The 17,765-nt window shown below is 48.6% G+C and carries 18 protein-coding genes; 1 reads left to right on the top strand and 17 read right to left on the bottom strand.

Annotated elements, in window-relative coordinates; translation table 11 throughout:
- Window positions 1–4: 4 nt before the first annotated feature.
- The 9 genes from O9139_RS11780 to O9139_RS11740 form a co-directional block, all read right to left on the bottom strand.
- Window positions 5–889: an FAD:protein FMN transferase gene (locus O9139_RS11780; RefSeq protein WP_270879668.1), complete on the bottom strand. Its 885-nt coding sequence runs from the start codon at window positions 887–889 to the stop codon at window positions 5–7.
- Window positions 890–900: 11 nt separating this feature from the next.
- Window positions 901–1,326: an FMN-binding protein gene (locus O9139_RS11775; RefSeq protein ID WP_270879667.1), complete on the bottom strand. Its 426-nt coding sequence runs from the start codon at window positions 1,324–1,326 to the stop codon at window positions 901–903.
- Between the two features lie 81 nt (window positions 1,327–1,407).
- The gene (locus O9139_RS11770; protein ID WP_270879666.1) at window positions 1,408–2,679 is read right to left on the bottom strand and encodes a sensor histidine kinase; all 1,272 of its coding nucleotides are present in this window, start codon (window positions 2,677–2,679) and stop codon (window positions 1,408–1,410) included.
- Window positions 2,669–3,355: a response regulator transcription factor gene (locus O9139_RS11765; protein ID WP_270879665.1), complete on the bottom strand. Its 687-nt coding sequence runs from the start codon at window positions 3,353–3,355 to the stop codon at window positions 2,669–2,671. The genes O9139_RS11770 and O9139_RS11765 overlap by 11 nt, the downstream gene beginning before the upstream one ends.
- A gap of 75 nt (window positions 3,356–3,430) precedes the next feature.
- Window positions 3,431–3,994 carry a ferric reductase gene (locus O9139_RS11760; RefSeq protein WP_270879664.1) on the bottom strand — a complete coding sequence of 188 codons (564 nt, stop codon included), beginning with the start codon at window positions 3,992–3,994 and terminating at the stop codon, window positions 3,431–3,433.
- A gap of 11 nt (window positions 3,995–4,005) precedes the next feature.
- Window positions 4,006–5,007: an FAD:protein FMN transferase gene (locus O9139_RS11755; RefSeq protein ID WP_270879663.1), complete on the bottom strand. Its 1,002-nt coding sequence runs from the start codon at window positions 5,005–5,007 to the stop codon at window positions 4,006–4,008.
- Window positions 5,008–5,012: 5 nt separating this feature from the next.
- Entirely contained in the window at window positions 5,013–5,354 is a 342-nt protein-coding gene (locus O9139_RS11750; RefSeq protein WP_270879662.1) for a hypothetical protein, read from the bottom strand.
- A 205-nt stretch (window positions 5,355–5,559) separates the two neighbouring features.
- Window positions 5,560–6,786 carry an MFS transporter gene (locus tag O9139_RS11745; protein ID WP_270879661.1) on the bottom strand — a complete coding sequence of 409 codons (1,227 nt, stop codon included), beginning with the start codon at window positions 6,784–6,786 and terminating at the stop codon, window positions 5,560–5,562.
- A 163-nt stretch (window positions 6,787–6,949) separates the two neighbouring features.
- Entirely contained in the window at window positions 6,950–7,402 is a 453-nt protein-coding gene (locus O9139_RS11740; protein WP_270879660.1) for a MarR family winged helix-turn-helix transcriptional regulator, read from the bottom strand.
- Window positions 7,403–7,638: 236 nt separating this feature from the next.
- Between O9139_RS11740 and O9139_RS11735 the strand changes: the two genes are divergently transcribed.
- The gene (locus tag O9139_RS11735; RefSeq protein ID WP_270879659.1) at window positions 7,639–8,115 is read left to right on the top strand and encodes a glutathione peroxidase; all 477 of its coding nucleotides are present in this window, start codon (window positions 7,639–7,641) and stop codon (window positions 8,113–8,115) included.
- Window positions 8,116–8,206: 91 nt separating this feature from the next.
- Here the strand turns inward: O9139_RS11735 and O9139_RS11730 are convergent, their stop codons facing one another.
- The 8 genes from O9139_RS11730 to O9139_RS11695 all read right to left on the bottom strand — a co-directional run bounded on the left by O9139_RS11730 (window position 8,207) and on the right by O9139_RS11695 (window position 17,762).
- Window positions 8,207–9,712 carry a response regulator transcription factor gene (locus O9139_RS11730; protein WP_270879658.1) on the bottom strand — a complete coding sequence of 502 codons (1,506 nt, stop codon included), beginning with the start codon at window positions 9,710–9,712 and terminating at the stop codon, window positions 8,207–8,209.
- A complete protein-coding gene (locus O9139_RS11725; protein ID WP_270879657.1) occupies window positions 9,709–11,433 on the bottom strand; it encodes a sensor histidine kinase in 1,725 nt (574 codons plus the stop codon). Before O9139_RS11725 ends, O9139_RS11730 begins: the two co-directional genes overlap by 4 nt.
- A 36-nt stretch (window positions 11,434–11,469) precedes the next feature.
- Window positions 11,470–12,288 carry a carbohydrate ABC transporter permease gene (locus O9139_RS11720; protein ID WP_270879656.1) on the bottom strand — a complete coding sequence of 273 codons (819 nt, stop codon included), beginning with the start codon at window positions 12,286–12,288 and terminating at the stop codon, window positions 11,470–11,472.
- On the bottom strand, window positions 12,285–13,208 hold the full coding sequence (locus O9139_RS11715) for a carbohydrate ABC transporter permease (RefSeq protein ID WP_377525057.1): 924 nt from the start codon (window positions 13,206–13,208) through the stop codon (window positions 12,285–12,287). The genes O9139_RS11720 and O9139_RS11715 overlap by 4 nt, the downstream gene beginning before the upstream one ends.
- 80 nt (window positions 13,209–13,288) lie before the next feature.
- Complete coding sequence (locus O9139_RS11710; RefSeq protein WP_270879655.1) at window positions 13,289–14,629, bottom strand: ABC transporter substrate-binding protein; 1,341 nt, start codon at window positions 14,627–14,629, stop codon at window positions 13,289–13,291.
- Window positions 14,630–14,776: 147 nt separating this feature from the next.
- Complete coding sequence (gene melA, locus O9139_RS11705; RefSeq protein ID WP_270879654.1) at window positions 14,777–16,099, bottom strand: alpha-galactosidase; 1,323 nt, start codon at window positions 16,097–16,099, stop codon at window positions 14,777–14,779.
- Between the two features lie 36 nt (window positions 16,100–16,135).
- The gene (locus tag O9139_RS11700; protein WP_270879653.1) at window positions 16,136–16,912 is read right to left on the bottom strand and encodes an SDR family NAD(P)-dependent oxidoreductase; all 777 of its coding nucleotides are present in this window, start codon (window positions 16,910–16,912) and stop codon (window positions 16,136–16,138) included.
- A gap of 4 nt (window positions 16,913–16,916) precedes the next feature.
- Complete coding sequence (locus O9139_RS11695) at window positions 16,917–17,762, bottom strand: SDR family NAD(P)-dependent oxidoreductase (protein WP_270879652.1); 846 nt, start codon at window positions 17,760–17,762, stop codon at window positions 16,917–16,919.
- Window positions 17,763–17,765: the final 3 nt, after the last annotated feature.

Below are 17,765 nucleotides of genomic sequence, written 5' to 3'. Positions count from 1 at the left end.
ACACTTAAATCCCCCCTATACGATAGACTTGTAAATCTGAATCTATCAAGATGCCTTGGAGATTCACTTGTTCGACTAACGTTACCCCACGTTCCTTCCCCAATAAAAAAGCTGCTGTGGAAAAAGCGTCCGCCATTAGTGCATAAGGAGCAACCACACTGCAGCTGATCCATTCATTCGGAGAAACGCTTCGCTCCGGGTCAAAGAGGTGATGAATGCCTGTGTGGGTTGGGCTTCTGCGCTCATAGCTTCCAGAGGTACAGACTGCCTCGTTCGAAACTTCAATCCTTTGTATGGTCTGAGCTTTGTTCAGGGGATGTTGGATTTCGACTCCCCATTTATCACCGTTCTCATCCAACCCACCGGCATATAAGTCACCGCCAGCATTCACAATAAACCCTGCGAATTCCTTCAATTCATTTGCCGCTAAATCAATCGCAAATCCTTTGGCGACAGCGCCTAGATCAATCACTAACGGCTTGTTAATAGACAAGGTGCGATGCTCCTCGTCCAGGATGATATCTTGATAAGTAGCTGAATCCGCTACAGCATGATGAAGTGTTGCCCGAGTTAAATAGTGTTGATTAAATCCATGATCCTCCATAGCTTTTCCTACCGTCGGATCAAACTTGCCATTCGTCCATTTGGCTACTTCCAACGCAAATCGCAATGGCTCAAATAATAATGGACTAATCTGGACAGCCGTGCCAATCTGCCGTGTTGCCTGCATTAATTCGCTATCCTGGCTAAACCTGCTGCAGGCTTGCTCGACCTTTCGAAACAGTTCAAAAGCTCGATCGACAGCCGCCTCGGCCTTATCCCTTGATTTATCCGCAACAACGACTTGTATGTCAACGACGGTATCCATAAATAGCTTCGTTTTTCTCATGATGATCACCACTAGGCATTCAGCGCTTGTGCAAGTGCTTGATCTACAGCGTCTTTAAACGCTTGTGTACTGTAGGTTGCCCCTGACACATTCTTCACTTGCGCACTTTGGATGCGAACGACTTCCTGTGGCAGATCGACGACATCTTGTTCAGAGTAATGCATGGCAAAATCACTGATTTCCACATCGGTGATCTTATCCGCTTTCATCGTTACCGCAACCTGGATTTCTCCCCGGCGATTAGATCCAGTTCCATAGAACGTTCCATCTTTATATTTGCTATTCGATTGAATGCTGCTTGTTTTCACACTCGCTTGACTATATGAGGCTGGCTGCTGCAAAGCCGCCTGCGTTTCGGTAGCGAAATATCCGGCTGCGTAGATCGCCCCAATGGCCGTTGAACATAAGACAATCCATTTCTTATCCATTTTTGCCATATAAAAAATCCTCCAATACTAGGATGAATCCCTTTTTCAGTATACGAGGCGTACATTTAAATTTTCTTAAAACGCATAAAATTACTTATGGTTTACTGTTTTTTTGGGAAAAGTAATTTGAAATTCGCTTCCAACGGATAATTGCGTTCGAACACGAATCGTCCCTTTATGTGCATGCACAATCCATTCCGCAATCGAAAGCCCCAGACCTGTTCCGCCTTCGTAACGGCTGCGGCTCTTATCCCCTCTATAGAATCGTTCAAAAATTCGCGGGAGATCCGCCTCGCTGATTCCGCAACCACTGTCTTTGATAACAATCCCAACGGAATGCGATGATGGATGACAGCTAACTTCAATGGAACCTTCAGGTGGTGTAAATTTCAAAGCGTTATCCAATAAAATGATAAACAGTTGTCGGAGGCGATGCTCGTCGCCCCAGATCACGGAGGGTTCAATTTGGGCATGAATTTGAATGAACTTCGTTTCCGCCAACAGCGCAAATTGCTCTGTGATCTCCTGGAGAAGCTGATCCACAGGAACCGCTGCTGTATGAATTTGTAGCTGGTTGGAGTCCGTCCTGGCTAGTGTCAACAGGTCATCAGTGAGCCGCCCCATTCGCTTACTTTCCTTTAAAATAAGAGCGATGTTCTCGCTCTCTTCTTCGATGGTGTGCTGCGGGTGCCGAAACAAAAGCTCAGACCGCGCTTGAATCACCGCAATTGGCGTCCGTAATTCATGCGAGGCATCGGCCACAAATTGCTGCTGCTTATCCCATGATTTGCGAATCGGTATGAGCGAGCGTCCTGCTAAATAGAATCCGGCGAGAATAGAGAAGAGCACGCCTGCTAAACAGCCAATGATAAGATCGGTGCGAAGGGATTGGAGCATTTTATTCGCATCTTCTAGGCTCCTAAGGACGATCACATAAGAGACATGCGGAGCAGCTGTAGAATCAACCGCTTCATTCATAGGATTGCTAAATCCCAGTACCCGATATTCCCTTCCTTCCGAGAAGACATTCTGCAGGGAGCCGTTCATGGTTATATCCTTAAATTGTTCCGCCTCTTCCATGGTAAACATATGTTTGGGATACTGATTCAGGAGATGGCCTTGCTCATCCCAAAAAAAGTAAGAAGTGATCCGGTCCGCATCAGGCTCGGGATGATCAGCCTGGAGCATCTGATCAATGGAACTCAGCTGCATAGATCGTGCCGTATTCGTGATCGCCTCATCCGCTTGTCGGTTCAACCGAAACCCCAGATGCGCATACAAGATGAATCCGAACACGAATAAGACCAACATCAGCACCGCGGAATTCAATAACACTAATTGGCGACGTGTTTTACTGAACATGAGGATCTCCCTTCAATAAATACCCTACCCCGCGAATGGTTTTTAAGAAGTGGTCCCCTCCATACGGTGCTAGCTTCTTGCGCAGATGATGAACATAAACATCAACTGCCGATGAAGCCGAGTCTGAATCGAACCCCCAGATCCTTTCGAAAATCTGGTCTCTGGACAAAATTTGATCCTTATTGCGGAGGAAAAATTCAAATAGCTCATATTCCTTTGGCGTGAGTTTCAAAGGCTGCTCATCAACGAAAGCATCTCTTTGATTATTGATGAGTACGATGGGCCCGCAAGTCAAATTTCCTTCCAGATCGACGCTTCCTCGCCGTCTGAGCACAGCTCTTACTCTGGCTAGTAAAATGGAAGTCGTAAACGGCTTCGTTACATAATCATCCGCGCCTGCATCCAGACCTCTGACGCAATCCTCGACACTGTCCATTGCCGTTAACATGATGACTGGTGTCAGCACTTGGTGCTTCCGTAACTGCTTGACGATATCAAGTCCGCTCAAACCAGGTAACATCACATCCAGGATAATAAGATCAAAGCTTCCTTGTTCCGCGAGGAAATACCCTTCTTCTCCCGTAGAAACACCCGTGGTGACGAAAGCCTCATTATCGAATATCTCCATAATCGCTCCAAGCAAAGCAAGATCATCTTCTACAATCAATAATTTCAACACAAACACCCCATACACAGTTCAGTTTATAGGATTATTTTAACAGAAAAATAACCGCCAAAAAGGCGGTAGTTATTAAACCGATATTCGATGGGAGGTTCTGACTTTGCGTGCAACGAAGCCGCGAATCACAGATACACCTAGTACTGCAGCGATTGTAATGAGATACATGGCATGAACCGCGGAACTTTTGGTGTCCGTCCCCAAATAATATCCATGAATGAAAGCCATGAAAAATGACGGATATGCCATTAAGTGAAGGACGAACCAGACAGACTTCTTCAGCTTATTGCGGAGGTCTGTTGTGAAAATCACGATTAACATGAGGTAACCGGAAATCGTGCCGAACCCGTTCAAAATTGGGTGTTGCTTCGCTGTAAAAGGAATCAAAACCTCGCTCCATGTATACGGCATATAAGCATCAATAACTGTAATCACACCATGCAATAAACCGATTCCCGTACCCGCTAATGTAAAAAAGTTATGCAGCTTATACATGATCTTTTTCCAGGCTGCAGGCAGAATTGGCATGCTGTAGGATATCCCCAGGCAAATCCCGATGGTGAGAAACAAATACGATACGATGCCTAATGAGCGAATCATCTGCCAAATCGGCAAGTTAATGATAGTTTGTAACATTGTGGTTCCTCCTATCCGTTCTTCATCAAACCGTGAAAATGAAAGTTACCTGTATCGACTGACTTCCAGCTAGACTCGATAGATGCGCTTGACCCGTACATATGACATTGACGGTCTTCCGTAAACACGAGCGCTTCATAGCCAGGAGCGCGTGCCAAGAGCAACCGAGCTCCTTCTTCTCTGCCCAAAATACAAATGGTTTTGGACCAGATCTCGCACTCAACCGGGTCTTCGCCGATAACTGTACATTGCACTGTGTCGCTAGTGCTTGACCGCATCGTGCGAGGATCGATGAGATGATGCTGAGCTCCTTGTTGGTTGTGCCAGCGTCTACCTAACTTGCTGGATGTGGCGGCTGCCTTTTCGGAGCAGCTCATGACGCCGAGCTCTTTCTCAGGGTTCCAGGGATCTTCAATCTCGATGCTCCACGGGTGCCCGTTCGCCGGATCAGAGCTCCATGCAAGAAGATCTCCTCCAGCGTTTAGGAGCCCTTGCTCCACGCCGCGCTTTTTTCGAAAATAAGAGGCGAGGCGCTTGACCGCCCAACTTTTTACAATCCCCCCCAGATCCAACTGCAAACCTGCCGGCAGTCTTACAGATTTCATCCTGGCATCGATCGCAATTGAAGGGGCAAGTGCCTTATGGTCATGATAGAGTTGCTTCGACTGCAGACTGTTAACACCCAGCTGTTCGAACGATGCGCTGTAGCCCGCCCCTTCCAAGGCCTGCAGAACAAAGGGTTCGAATACATGCTCTGTCTTGATGCGGTACACCTCCGCGAGCTGTAACACCTCCAGCATGTGGTCGGATACTAAGCAGGTTTCGCCATTCGCCCTATTCAAGTAACACAGCTCACTATCCATCCGAAATCGACTAAATCGCTGTTCGACCGTCTCAAACCAATTTTGCGTTAAGAGAAGTAATGGCTCCACTCCGCTCGCCGCTGCCTGAAACTTAAATTCGATCCGTGTATTCATAGCGCGGAAACTATGTTCATATCTGCCATGTGTCATTATCATTACGACCTTCCAGTTCGCGAGTGCGAGAACGTTTGCGAGCTGCTGCTCGAGCTGCTGCTCTCCCTGTCGGATAAATCGCTTTGCTGATTGCTGGAGCTCAGATCCGTTGAGCCAGAAACACCCGACGTCTCGCTATTGCCGGATACGATTTGACTAGCCCAGCGATCCATATCATCTTGTGACCCTGCATCTGCTGTCACCTTTGTGTCTGTGGTGCCGTTATTGGCTGCTGTCGTCGCTTGCGCAAATGCTGGACTTGCTTTCACTTCATGGAAGAGAAAAGCTGCCGTTACCGAAGCAATCATGCCTACCTGCCATTTAAACCATTTGGATTGTTTCACATTCGTTCCTCCTATTAAAATCCTCTCATAGAGAACCATTGTGTTCGTCGTTAATAAATTCATTATGCTTCACCTTCCTGAATTGACCATGAGAGTTTCCTTAACATTTACTGAACAAAGGAATACGGTTGACAAAATAAAAAGTCCCTGTCGCTTCTGACAAGGACTTTCCGTTATGCGATTATATTTACCGATTGGTTTCTTCCTAAGATGAACTTTGCGATCTTTCCTTCTCCGCGGAAGGGTGCTGCAGCAATGCGAACTTCGGTAATTTCAACATCAAGGCCACGGCTAAGAGCATGATTCCGCTAATGGCAAATATCGTCGGGATTGGTAAGCGGATGGCCAGAAAGCCGCCGAGCAAAGGACCGAGCATAATGCCCAGCTGATTGGCCGACTGATTCAAGCCGAACGCTCGGCTGCGGAAGCTAGGTTCCGTCTGCTGGGCGATGAACGCATTTAGCGCCGGGAAGACCGCGGCAAAAAAGAGCCCGTATACAAATCGGAGCGACCCGAATGTAATTAAATTATGGAAAAAGATTTGGAGCACGCTTCCGATGCCTCCACCGATTAAGCCGATAAACAATACTTTCTCATAACCGACCTTGGTTCCATGCTTCCCCCAACGCGGTGAGGCGATCAGCGTAGCGATGCCCACGGCCGAGAAAATGATTCCGGCGTTCAGGGAGGCCGCGGAATCACTCGAACCGAGCTTTAATACATAGACAGTCAGCAGCGGCTCGATGAGCATGATGGAAGTTGAGGTGATAAAGACAATCACCAAGGCAAGCATCAATGAACGGTTAGCAGCGGCGGACTTGAGGTCATTGATCACAGAGGAACGCTTTGCCTCCATTTTCTTGAAGGACGGCTCTTGCACGCCAAACAACGCAATCAGGAATGCGATAAGTACCATAACGCCTGCGATGAGAAAAGTATCTCGCGGTCCGACCAGGTGACTGACGACGCCTCCAGTCAATGGACCCAAGATGGACGAAGTGGCCGTAGCCGTCGAGATGATGCCGAGCGCGTAGCCGACATGCTTCTCGGGCGTGTTCGTGGCCACTAAAGCGATAGCGGACGGAATATACCCTGCCAGTAAGCCCTCCAATATTCTTGCTGCGATTAGCTCGTATGGATTTTGAACGAGAAAATACAAGAAATAAGCGAGCGATAAGCAGAGTCCCGCCCGCAGCATCATCAGCTTCCGGCCGTGCTTGTCAGCGACGGAGCCCCAAAATGGTGCAATCAAGGAGCTGGCCAGGAACGTTACAGCTAGTACGACTCCCGTCCATGCCTCCAAATGGTCTTGCACGCCCAAATCGTTTTGCAGAAAAATGGACATAAACGGAATCGAGACCGAATAAGCCATACCGACCAGAAAAGTCCCGGTCCATAAGACGAACAGATTCCGTTTCCACGAGAATTCCAATTCGAAGCACTTCCTTTTTCTAAAATAATGATCTTGGTTCTATCTTACATGAAAATGGTGGTGTTGTGGTCGCAGTTCTCAAAAAAGTAACGAGCCGAATCTCGCTAGATGCAAGATTCCGGCTCGTTTATTTTCTCGTAGCGATTATTATACCGTGGTCCCCTTATTCTGCACGGCGTGCAATTTCATTGGTCCTGGCTAGCAAATCTTTAAGCTGGCTTAATGATTGTACATATTTTTCAAAAGAACCGCATATTTCAGCGAAAATATGGATCGATACCTGCGACATCTGTTCCCTCAATGATGCCCCTTTGTCCGTTAGCCCGATCTCGACCTTCCTTTCATCCGCTATAGACCGTTTGCGGATCACGAGACCGGATTCCTGTAGCCGCTTCAGCAGCGGTGTCAAAGTACCGGAATCCAGCAGCAATCTATCACCAAGCTCCGTTACAGTGCTTGTCCCTGTTTCCCAGAGCACGACCATCACTAAATATTGTGGATACGTAAGGCCAAACTTCTCCAGAACAGGCCGATATATACGCGTTAATTCACGGGAAGTGGCATAGACCGTGAAACAGAGCATATCTTCAAGCTTCATTTCATCTTTATTATCCATCACAATTCCCCCTATTATTTAGATTATTTACATTCTAACACTCAATCTATTTATTTATCACAATTTAATTTCTCGTTATATATAGAAGGTTGTTAAAAATAGCCTCATTCTAAATTTTACAAAATTAAATTTATAACAATTCAATTGACAATAACACATCCCAAGTGTACAATTCAACTCATAAGGTTTTACACAATATAATTTTACAAAATATATTTTCAGGAGGATTGAATCTTATGTCCATCTATAATTTCAATGTAAAAACTGCAAAAGGCCAACAAAAATCAATTGGCGACTATCGAGACAAAGTCATGCTGATTGTGAATACGGCAAGTAAATGTGCATTTACTCCACAATTCAAAGAGCTTCAAGAGATATATAAGCAATACAAGGACAGTGGTCTTGAAATCCTCGGCTTTCCCTGCAATCAGTTCGGCAGCGGCGAGAAAGGAGACAATGAAGAAATCCAAAGCTTTTGCGAGATTAACTTTGGCGTAACCTTCCCGCTCTTCGATAAGATTGATGTCAATGGCCCGAATGCGGATCCACTTTATAGCTTTTTAAAGAAAGAAGCCAAAGGCGTGCTGGGCTCTGAGTCGATAAAATGGAATTTCACCAAGTTTCTTGTTGATCGTCGAGGCAATGTTGTAAAACGTTACGGTTCGACTGACAAGCCTTCCGCGATCGTCGAAGATCTGAAAAAATTGCTATAACAGTATTCAGCAATAAACGGCAACCGCTTGGCGGCTGCCGTTTATTTTTATACAAATCGAACATAATAAAGTTATCTCGACATCGACATTATCACTTCATTACATTACCCAAATGAATCTTCCTGTAATCGGACGGATAACTGTCATAATGCTCTGTAAATAGCTTCGTAAAATGCCGTGTGCTGTAATAACCGACTTGTTCGGCAATTTGTTTGACCTGCAGATTCGTATTCAGCAGCAGTTCCTTCGCTTTCTGCATGCGGATGTTCGTTACGTATTTGACAAATGTAACACCCGCTTTTTTATGGAAAACCATGCTTAGGTGATTAGCCGTCACTTGTAATTGATGGGCAATTTGCCCGATCCCGATATCGTCCATATAATGATTCTCAATATACTGGATCACCTGCTCCGCCAAATCCCCGGCAAGCGGATCTTTTTGCTTCTTGTCCAGCAGTACGGTTTCTCCTAATTGTCTCAGACTGCGGATCATCACATCGGGACTGGCGTCTTCCACCAGTGAAACACCGACTGTAAAGCTCAAGAATCGATTGACCGAGCGCTTTTCCTCAGGAGAAAGCAGTTCCTTGTTCAGCAAAACATGCTCCAGTTCGTTCACCGCAGCCTGATAATTCAAAAAGTTCCTGGCCTGCAAGTGATGCTTGAGACTGTTTAACAGGCCGCTTAGCTTTGTTTTATGCGGAGAGCCTGACGCCGCCTCCAGATCACTCCTGGCAATCGTGCCGCCCACTCCGCATAAAGCGCGCAAGCTGCTCCTGCTCTGCAGTTGTTGAAGCTGTACATTCAATTGTTCAAACCCTAGGCATTCGCATGTACGAAGAACGGTGATCTGCACGTCGGGATGATAACAAGCCGCCTTGAGCTCCAACCATTGAAAAAAGCGCTGCACCCGCTCCTTGCCTCCGGCGCCCGTGTTCGGATCCCAAGCGCCTACTGTGGCCAATTCACCATTAGGCAAAGCCAGCAAAGCAAACTGGTTGCCGTGAATCAATGCGTCATTCATGCCCTTGCGAAGGTCATCGTACATTTGGCATGTAAGGTCCGGGATCTCATTGCCTTGTTTAGCCGTATCAAAGACAATGGATGCTCCAACGAAAAAGCCCCGATAGAACAAGCTATTCCGATCTTCAGATCGCAAAGAGGTCAATCCGTGACAGAGGGCAAATAAGCTGTTTTCGAACTGCTGATTCAATAGCCGCATGAATTCCAAATCGTACTTCGCCGTTTGATGGAGCGCCTTTTCCAGCTCAACGGGGTCGACAGGTTTGAGCAAATATTCGGAAGCCCCTAGTTTCAACGCTTCCTGGGCATAAGCAAAATCAGAAAATCCGCTCAAAATAATCCACTTGGTGCAGGGTGAAATGTCTTTCCCCGCACGCATCGCTTCCAATCCATTCAACTTCGGCATGCGGATATCAACAATGACGACGCCCGGCTTATGCTGTTTCACCAGCTCGATAAGCTCCTCGCCGTTGGTTGCCTCCCCCACAATATCCCATTCGGATTCCATATCCTGGATCATGCTGACCAAACTTGCCCTAATTAGACTCTCATCATCAGCAACAATCAACTTCATGCTCGACTCACATCCTTCAATGGGATTTGCATGCGGACCTCTGTCCCTTCAGCCGGGCTGCTTTTTACGGTCATAACCGCATCCTCAAAAGCCAGCCGCAAACGCTCCCTGACATTGCTGATACCTACGGCTACCTTCGCTTTGCTTTCATCAAATCCTAAGCCGTTATCGCAGATACGAATGATCAAATCCGGCTCCATTATGGCAATATCTACCGTGAGTTCGCAGGACCGGTCACTCGGCTCGATGCCATGTATAATGGCGTTCTCTACAATCGGCTGCAGCAGCAGCTTGGGGATTTGAATCGAAAGCGCTTGCGGATCGCAGAACAAGCGGACGTCCAGCTTCTCAGGGAAACGAATCTGCTGGAGCTCGCAATACTTCTCCAGGAAGTCCATTTCCTCCTGCAGCATGGCGATATCCTTATGCTCCAGTGTGTACCTGAGCATTCCGCTGAGCGATAAAATTGCGCGTTCCAGCAGCATGCTCTTACCTGTACGATTCAAACCGATAAAACCATTCAATGTATTATAAAGAAAATGCGGCTGAATTTGCGATTGCAAAGCCCGGTACTCTGCATTCCGTTGACCCAGCACTGCCTTGTATTCCCGATCAATCAGCTCGTCAAGCTTGAAAATCATCGTATTTAGACTTCGGCCCAATTGGGAAATTTCGTCATTTCCCTTCACTTCATAGAACGTATGCATATCTCCGCGCTGCACACGTTTCATGACCTGAATCATTCGCTTGAAAGGCATTACCATCCAGTGAGAAACCGTGAAATACAGGATCAAAGCGACAAGCAAGCCGGCTGCCGCAATGGCGATTCCGACCGCATATACCCGGCGCAGATGCATGTTCATGAACGTCTCCGGTGAGAGAACGGCAATTTTCCAGTTCGAACGAGGAATCGTCTCGCTGATCACCTGATACGAGTCATCGTTCTCCGAAGCACGTTGATTACCAGAAGCAACCTGCTGCTGCAAATCCTTCGAAATTGGGGAGTTTGCGTAGATCATTTGATTGTTATCATCCAGGATAACCGCAATGGAGCCCTGATTTAAGCGGATGCCCTGCATAATTTTTTCCAGTACATCGGTGTCCGCATCCGCCATAATGATGCCGAGCGGCCTTCTGGAGTCGGGATCCTTGATCAGTCTGGCTACGGAAAACACCTCTTCTCCGCCGCCATCCAAATAATTTTGCTTGTGGACACTGATGAACGCGACATCGCCGTCTGCCTTCAGCGCCTTAATATACCAATCTTGCTTATCAAAAGGGAACCCTTTCAACACTTTGTCCGAATAACTGTAAGGGGGCGTGATGTAGACAGAGCCATCCATAGGAAGCAGGATCGTTCCCAGAATATCTTTTCTCATATTTGTAAAGGATTTGGGCAGCGTATTATGCAGCACTTCTTCAGCTTGATACTGCTCATAGGGGGATAAAAGCTGCCATTGGAAGGTAGATTTGAGTTTGAGAGAGCGCATCACCTCATCGTTTAAATACGGGGTGACCGTCATGCGTTCCAAATCGTCTTGATACGTCTCAATATCGAAGGTAAGTGCAGTTAGAGTCCCCTCAAGCAGAGAGGACTCTTGTTTTTTGATCAGATTCATATAGTACGAAGGCAGCTGTGTCACAACGCCGACGATGGGGATGACGATTGTGATGAAGAAAAGCAGCGATAACTTGAACCGGATCGACTGCCTGATATGCAACGCCTCCTTGATATTCGCCGGAGATGAAATCCGGCGTCAGCCCTTAATCGCTCCGGAAGCAAGCCCGTTGACGAAATAACGCTGCAAAAATAAGTAAACGAGGGTCATCGGGATAGCGCCCATGAAGGATCCGGCTGCCACCCAGCCCACATTGCTCGTATATTGACCGAAAAACGCGGAGAGCGCGACCGTAATCGTACGCAGCTCGGGCTTTTGCAAGAAAAAGACAGAGAACTGATAGTCGTTCCAAACGGCTACGCCGGACAAAATAACGACGGTTGCCGTCACCGGCTTCAGCAGCGGCAAAATCACCGTGAAAAATAGTTGAAAGCGGCCAGCGCCGTCAATCATCGCTGCTTCGTCCAAATCCCGGGGAATCGTGCTGATAAAACCTGTATACAAGAAAATCGTCATCGGCAAGTTAAACGTAATGAAGAGCAAAATAATGCCCCAATACTGATTCATCCCGCCAATATCTACCATAAATTTATACAATGGAACGAGAATCGTCAATGGGGGAACGATCAGCGCCGAAACAAATACGGCATAAATAAATTTGTTCCACCCAGTTTGACGCCGTGCCAACGGATAAGCCGCAATGGAACCGATCGCCACAATCAGCACGATGGAGCACACGGTAACAATCAAATTACTGCGAAAAGCGGAAGCCAGATGCGCCTCCTTCCAGGCATCGAGGAAATTGCCGAAGTAAAAATAACCGGGAAACATCCATTTCGAGCTGAGGTCGGCGACTTCCTTGAAGGCCGTTGTGACTAACACGTAGAACGGTAAAATATGCAAAAGACAGATGACGAGCGATAGCAAGGTCGGCCAAAATCTTTTGTTCTTTGTCATGCGTTGACCTCCCTCCTTCTAAGAAATACGAGCGCTGTAATACTCACGAGCGAAATCAGAATAAACATGAGAATGCCGATTGTCGCTGCATAGCCCGCGTCTTCCCTGCCGAAATACAGCAAATACATGATCGAGGATAAGGAAGCGGACGCATATCCCGGGCCGCTGTTGGTCAAGGCGACGATGACGTCAAACAGCTTCAGACCGCCGATCAAATTGAGCACCATACTCACCGTAAAGGCCGGAGCAATGAGCGGCCAGGTAACGTGGGCGAATCGTTTCCAAGGCCCTGCGCCGTCAATTGTGGCCGCTTCATAATAATCCCTAGGAATCGACTGTAACCCGGCCAAATATAGCACCATCGCAATACCTAGATATTGGTACGTATTGACAAAAGTAATAATCCATACGTTCTTTACGGGGTCCCCCAACAGATTGGCAGGCTGGTCTCCGAACAGAAGTAAAATATCGTTAATGGCTCCGCCTTGATACTGGAAGAAGAAGTACCAGATGTAGCCCATGATGAGCGAGCTGATAATTACGGGCAAATAAATAATGGTACGGACAAAGCCCCTGGTCCGTATGTTCATATTCAGAAAGAGTGCATAGAGCAAACCGATGATATTTTGAAAAACCGAACTTCCGACACCGTATATAACCGTATTCTTGATAACCTTGATAATTTCCGGATCTTGAAACATCCGCTTATAGTTTTCAAAACCGATCCATTTATAGTCCAGGTTGTAACCGTCCCAGTTCGTAAACGAGATCTTCATGCCTTTAAAAAAAGGATAAAAAATAAACACGCAAAACAACAGAAGCGCGGGCACATAGAGGAGATTTAGCATTGCCCCGCTTCGAATCATGCGCGCCCACGCCGTCTCCGGCGTTCGGACCTGTGGCTTAGCCTGTACAGCCATTGATTTCGTTTCAGCCATGCGAGCACCTTCTTATCGAAAGATTAAGAAAGGGAGGGTGGTTGACCCTCCCTTTGCAGAGATTACTGACTGCGCAGTCGCAAATATTCGGACTTCATCTTATCGGAGAATTGCTGCGGCGTGACCGTTCCCGCCAATAGCGCGACACCTGTTTTACACATCACGTCCCACATGCCGTTCGGCAAATAGACGCGGTCGAAATAAGGGAACACACGAATGCTTTCGAACTGTTTGTAGTAAGCGGTGAATTCGTGGTTGGATTCAATATTTTTCAAACCTGCCGGCAGCTTAGTCGCATTGGCGATTTTGGACATATTCGCTGGTTTGGCAAAGAACGCGATTAATTTCTTCGATTCCGCCAAATGCTTGCCATCTTTCCAGGCGCCCATCGTATAACGCTCGCCGCCCGAGAACGATTGGCCGTCGCCTTCCACCATGGATGTCAATGGAGCAATGCCGATTTTGGCGTTTTTATTGTATTTATACACTTCATCTGCAAACGATGGCGCCCCGAATACGAAGGCCACTTTGCCTTGCGCGAACAGCTGCGGCATATCTGCGTATTTGGCGGTCAGCACATCTTTGTTGATGTAGCCTTTCTTGCCCATATCCGCCAGTTTTTGCGCCAGTGGCGTCCATTTGTTCCAATCGAACGTGCCGTTGAGCAGCGTTTGGGCATCATTCGTCGCCGGACTGATGAACATCGAGGTCGCGTACAAATCGGAGAATCCGCCGATCATACCGTTATCGACGCCTGACATAAAGAACGGCGTTACCGCACCGTTGCTGCCGGTTTTGATCTTATCTGCAGCCGCCATCAATTCATCGAACGTTTTGGGCGGTGTAATGCCGTATTTATCGAGAATTTCGGCGTTATAGGAGATCCCGTCCTTCGCTTCGCTCATGACGAGCGCTTCTACCTTGCCGTCCTTATCCGTCACAACCGGTTTAATGGTGTCCGTCAAATCTTTAGCCCACGGCTCATCGCGCAGGTCAGCCAAAAATTTGCCGTAGCGGATGACAGCCCAACCGTGTGTATCGAACACATCAGGCAGATCGTTGGCTGCCATTTTTACTTTCAAAATATTCTCGTATTCAGCGCCAGGGAATTGAAACTCTACCGAAATATTCGGATTTTCCTTGGTAAAGTCTGCTGCAATGCCTTTCATCATTTCTTGGTTAGGAAGCTCAGAGATCGTGCTGTACACGGTTAACTTGATTTTGTCGCCGCTTGCTTTCGCATCCGCCGGCGCTGGAGCGCTGGATTGCGCTGCCGCAGGACTGTTTGCTGGGGCTGGCGTCGAAGCTCCCGTTGAACTGCTGCTGGGTCGGGTCGAACATGCGGAGAGTACAACGCTGAGGGATAAGCCGATAGCCATTACACTAAAAAATGATTTTTTCATTTTTATGCGAATCCTCCCTTTTATCTCATACTTCATACCTTGCTCACATCACTATCATAACCCGAATGGCAACGCTTTCATATGATCCAAATCTACGATTTGAGCGCTAATTTTCATGATGATGGACTTGGCATCCGAAATAGAGAATCAAGAGTAGTGCTTGAACTGAGGGAGCCACTTGCGGTTAGCTGCGAACATGTCGTCAACCATCGAGCGGATCTCAGCCAGGCTAAGTACAGCGGAAGTCAAAGGATCGAAACAGATGGCATGAAAAATTTTGCGCGGATCGCCGGTCAGCGCTCCTTCTACCGCCAGTTCCTCGCATCTTGCGCTAGTGTTGACCAGAACGGCCAGTTGGTCCGGCAGCGATCCGACGTGAATCGGGCTTAACCGCCCTCGTGAAGCCAGCACCGGCACTTCCACACAGCAGCCTTCCGGCAAATTATCGATCAATCCGAAATTGCGGACATTGCCGTTGAATTCGAACAGCGTGCCATCGCCAATGGTCGCGTTAAAGATGTAAGAAGCGTATTCCTCGCCCCGCTGCAGATTAATCGGACTATCCCGCCACGCTTCCATTTGCTGCTGCCAGCCTGCGCGCAATCGCTCGGCGTAGGTGATGGTCGCCGCATAGGCACCGGGATTCCAACCCGTGCCATGCGTGCAGTACGTTTCGATCAAATCCGGACGCTTGCGGAACCAGGCATTGTACTCCGAATTATGTCCGCTCGATTCGGTCACATAATAATCCAGATGCAGGAACATTTCGTTCCGTACCTGCTCCTCGTTATAAATCTCCGGACGATTCAGGACCGCGTCACGAATCAAAGGATAAGCATCCTTGCCGTTCCATTTATAGTCCAAGTAAAACGCTTGGTGATTAATGCCGGCACAACGGTAAGTAATCTCGCTCATTGGTGCGCCGATCCAGTCTGCCAGCATCTTGGCCGTCCCTTGAACACTGTGGCACAAACCTGTCACTTGCACGCTGCTTTCGCTCTGCATGGCCCTGATCAGCATGGCCATCGGATTGGAATAATTCAGAAAAATTGCATCTGGACAATAACGCTCGATATCCCGGCAAATATCCAGCATCACCGGCACCGTGCGGAGAAAACGGAAAATGCCCGCCGGCCCACGGGTATCACCAATATTGATATCCACGCCGTACGATTTCGGGATTTCCAGATCCGTCCGCCATACATCCAAATCATTAACGAGGATCGTGCAGACCACGCCATTCGCTCCCTTGAGCGCCTCCGCCCTGTCCGTTGTCGCCTCGACCTGCGCTTTATAGTTCCCTGCAGCGATCAGATTCTCGACGGCGCGTTGGGCATAACTCAAACGCTCGGCGCTAATGTCCATCAAAGCGATCGTGCAATCCTGAAAAGCTTCAAATGTCAGTAAATCGCGAACGAGATTTTTCGTAAACACCAAGCTGCCTGCTCCGATAAAAGCAATTTTCGTCATCCGTGCTTCACTCCTCTCCCTTGCATAAGAGACTCGTTAACGTAATCCGATGCCGCCGTCCACCGTCAATTGCTGCCCGGTAATTTGCCCCGCCATCGCCGAGGCGATAAAGACGACGGCTGCAGCAATATCTGCGCCGGTCTGCATGCGGCCCATCGGCATGCGGCGCACCGCCTGCTCCAGCGAATCGCCGTCTTCGCCGTTCGAAGCCAGCCGAGCCAGCTCGCCGTCGGAGGCAACCCAGCCAGGGTGAACGCAGTTCACCCTGATCTTGTGCACGGCCAGTGCGCCAGCTAAGTTGCGTGTCAGGGTGACTAACCCGCCTTTGGAAATCGCATAGGCCAATGTCTCCGGCGCTCCCTTGGTTGCGTGCAGCGAGCCAATATTGATGATGCTGCCTCCCCCCCGTTGGATCATCCCTGGGACGGCAGCTTGACATGCCAAATAAGCACCTTTCAAATTAATGTCCATCACACGGTTCCAAAACGTTTCATCCGTTTCAGACAGATCCGCACGCGGAAAGATGCCAGCATTGTTGACCAGGATGTCCAGGCCTCCGAACGCCTCCTCCGCATAGGCCACCATACGAGCCACATCAGCGGATTTGGAGACATCGCTGTGAATAAATCTGGCCGTATAACCGCCTTGGCGCCACCGTTCAGCCGTCTCTTCACCTCGATCATCTACGTCGGCGAGCACGACATTAGCACCGAGTCGGAGCAGCTGTTCAGCAATGTCTGCCCCGATCCCTTTGGCGGCGCCGGTAACGAGCGCTGTTTTCCCTGCCAGTTGGAACATGGACGCGTCGTTCATCGTTTCACCCTCCCTGCCGTTCCCCAGCTGCCTGGGTTAGCATCGCCGACTGCCCCTGCTCCGCTGCTGCCCGTTCATAAGCCACACGTGGGATTTGCGTGGCCAGCTTCCCTCCGCTGACATCGATCATCGTCCCCGTTATGTAGCCGGCAAAATCGGAGGCGAGAAAGCAGATCAAGTAAGCGACATCTTCCTTTTTCCCCCAGCGACGCAGGGTTAGCGTATCCAGCAGACGCTGCTGCTGCGCTTCCGGCTGTTCGGCAAAATGGTTCATATCGGTCGGGATCATGCCGGGGGCATAACAATTGACGGTTATGTTCCACGGACCCAATTCCCCGGCCAGCACGCGAGTGAACTGCTCGACGCCAGCTTTGGAAGAGGCATAAGCTGCGCTTCCGTAGGAAGGAACGATCGCTGCGAAGGAGGCGGCGTTGATAATCCGCCCGGATTGCTGCTTTTTCATGATCGGTGCTACGGCCTTGCACATTAGAAAGGTTCCCTTCAGATTAATATCCAGGTTTAGATCCCAGACTTCCTCGGCGAGCGCCTCCACAGGACCTCCCCCTGCAACACCGGCATTATTGACAAGAATATCAATGCGGCCGTACGTTTGCTCAACCTTGCGCACCACCTGTTCGATCTGCAGATAGTCTCGGACATCGCATTGGAACTGAGCGCCCTGATACCCCTGGCGGGCAAATTCTTCTTTCATTTCGGTCAGATTCGCTTCGTTAATGTCCGTGATGACGGTGATGACCCCTTCACTGGCTAAGGTTAAGGCAATTTCTTTGCCGATTCCTCGTCCTGCCCCTGTGACAATTGCCACTTGCCCTCTTAAATCGATATGCACTCC

Origin of the sequence: Paenibacillus aestuarii (assembly GCF_027789125.1) — a bacterium.
Classification (GTDB): Bacteria; Bacillota; Bacilli; order Paenibacillales; family NBRC-103111; genus Paenibacillus_E; species Paenibacillus_E aestuarii.
The sequence above is the reverse complement of the archived record's forward strand: the minus strand, read 5'-3'. Positions and strand labels throughout refer to the sequence as shown.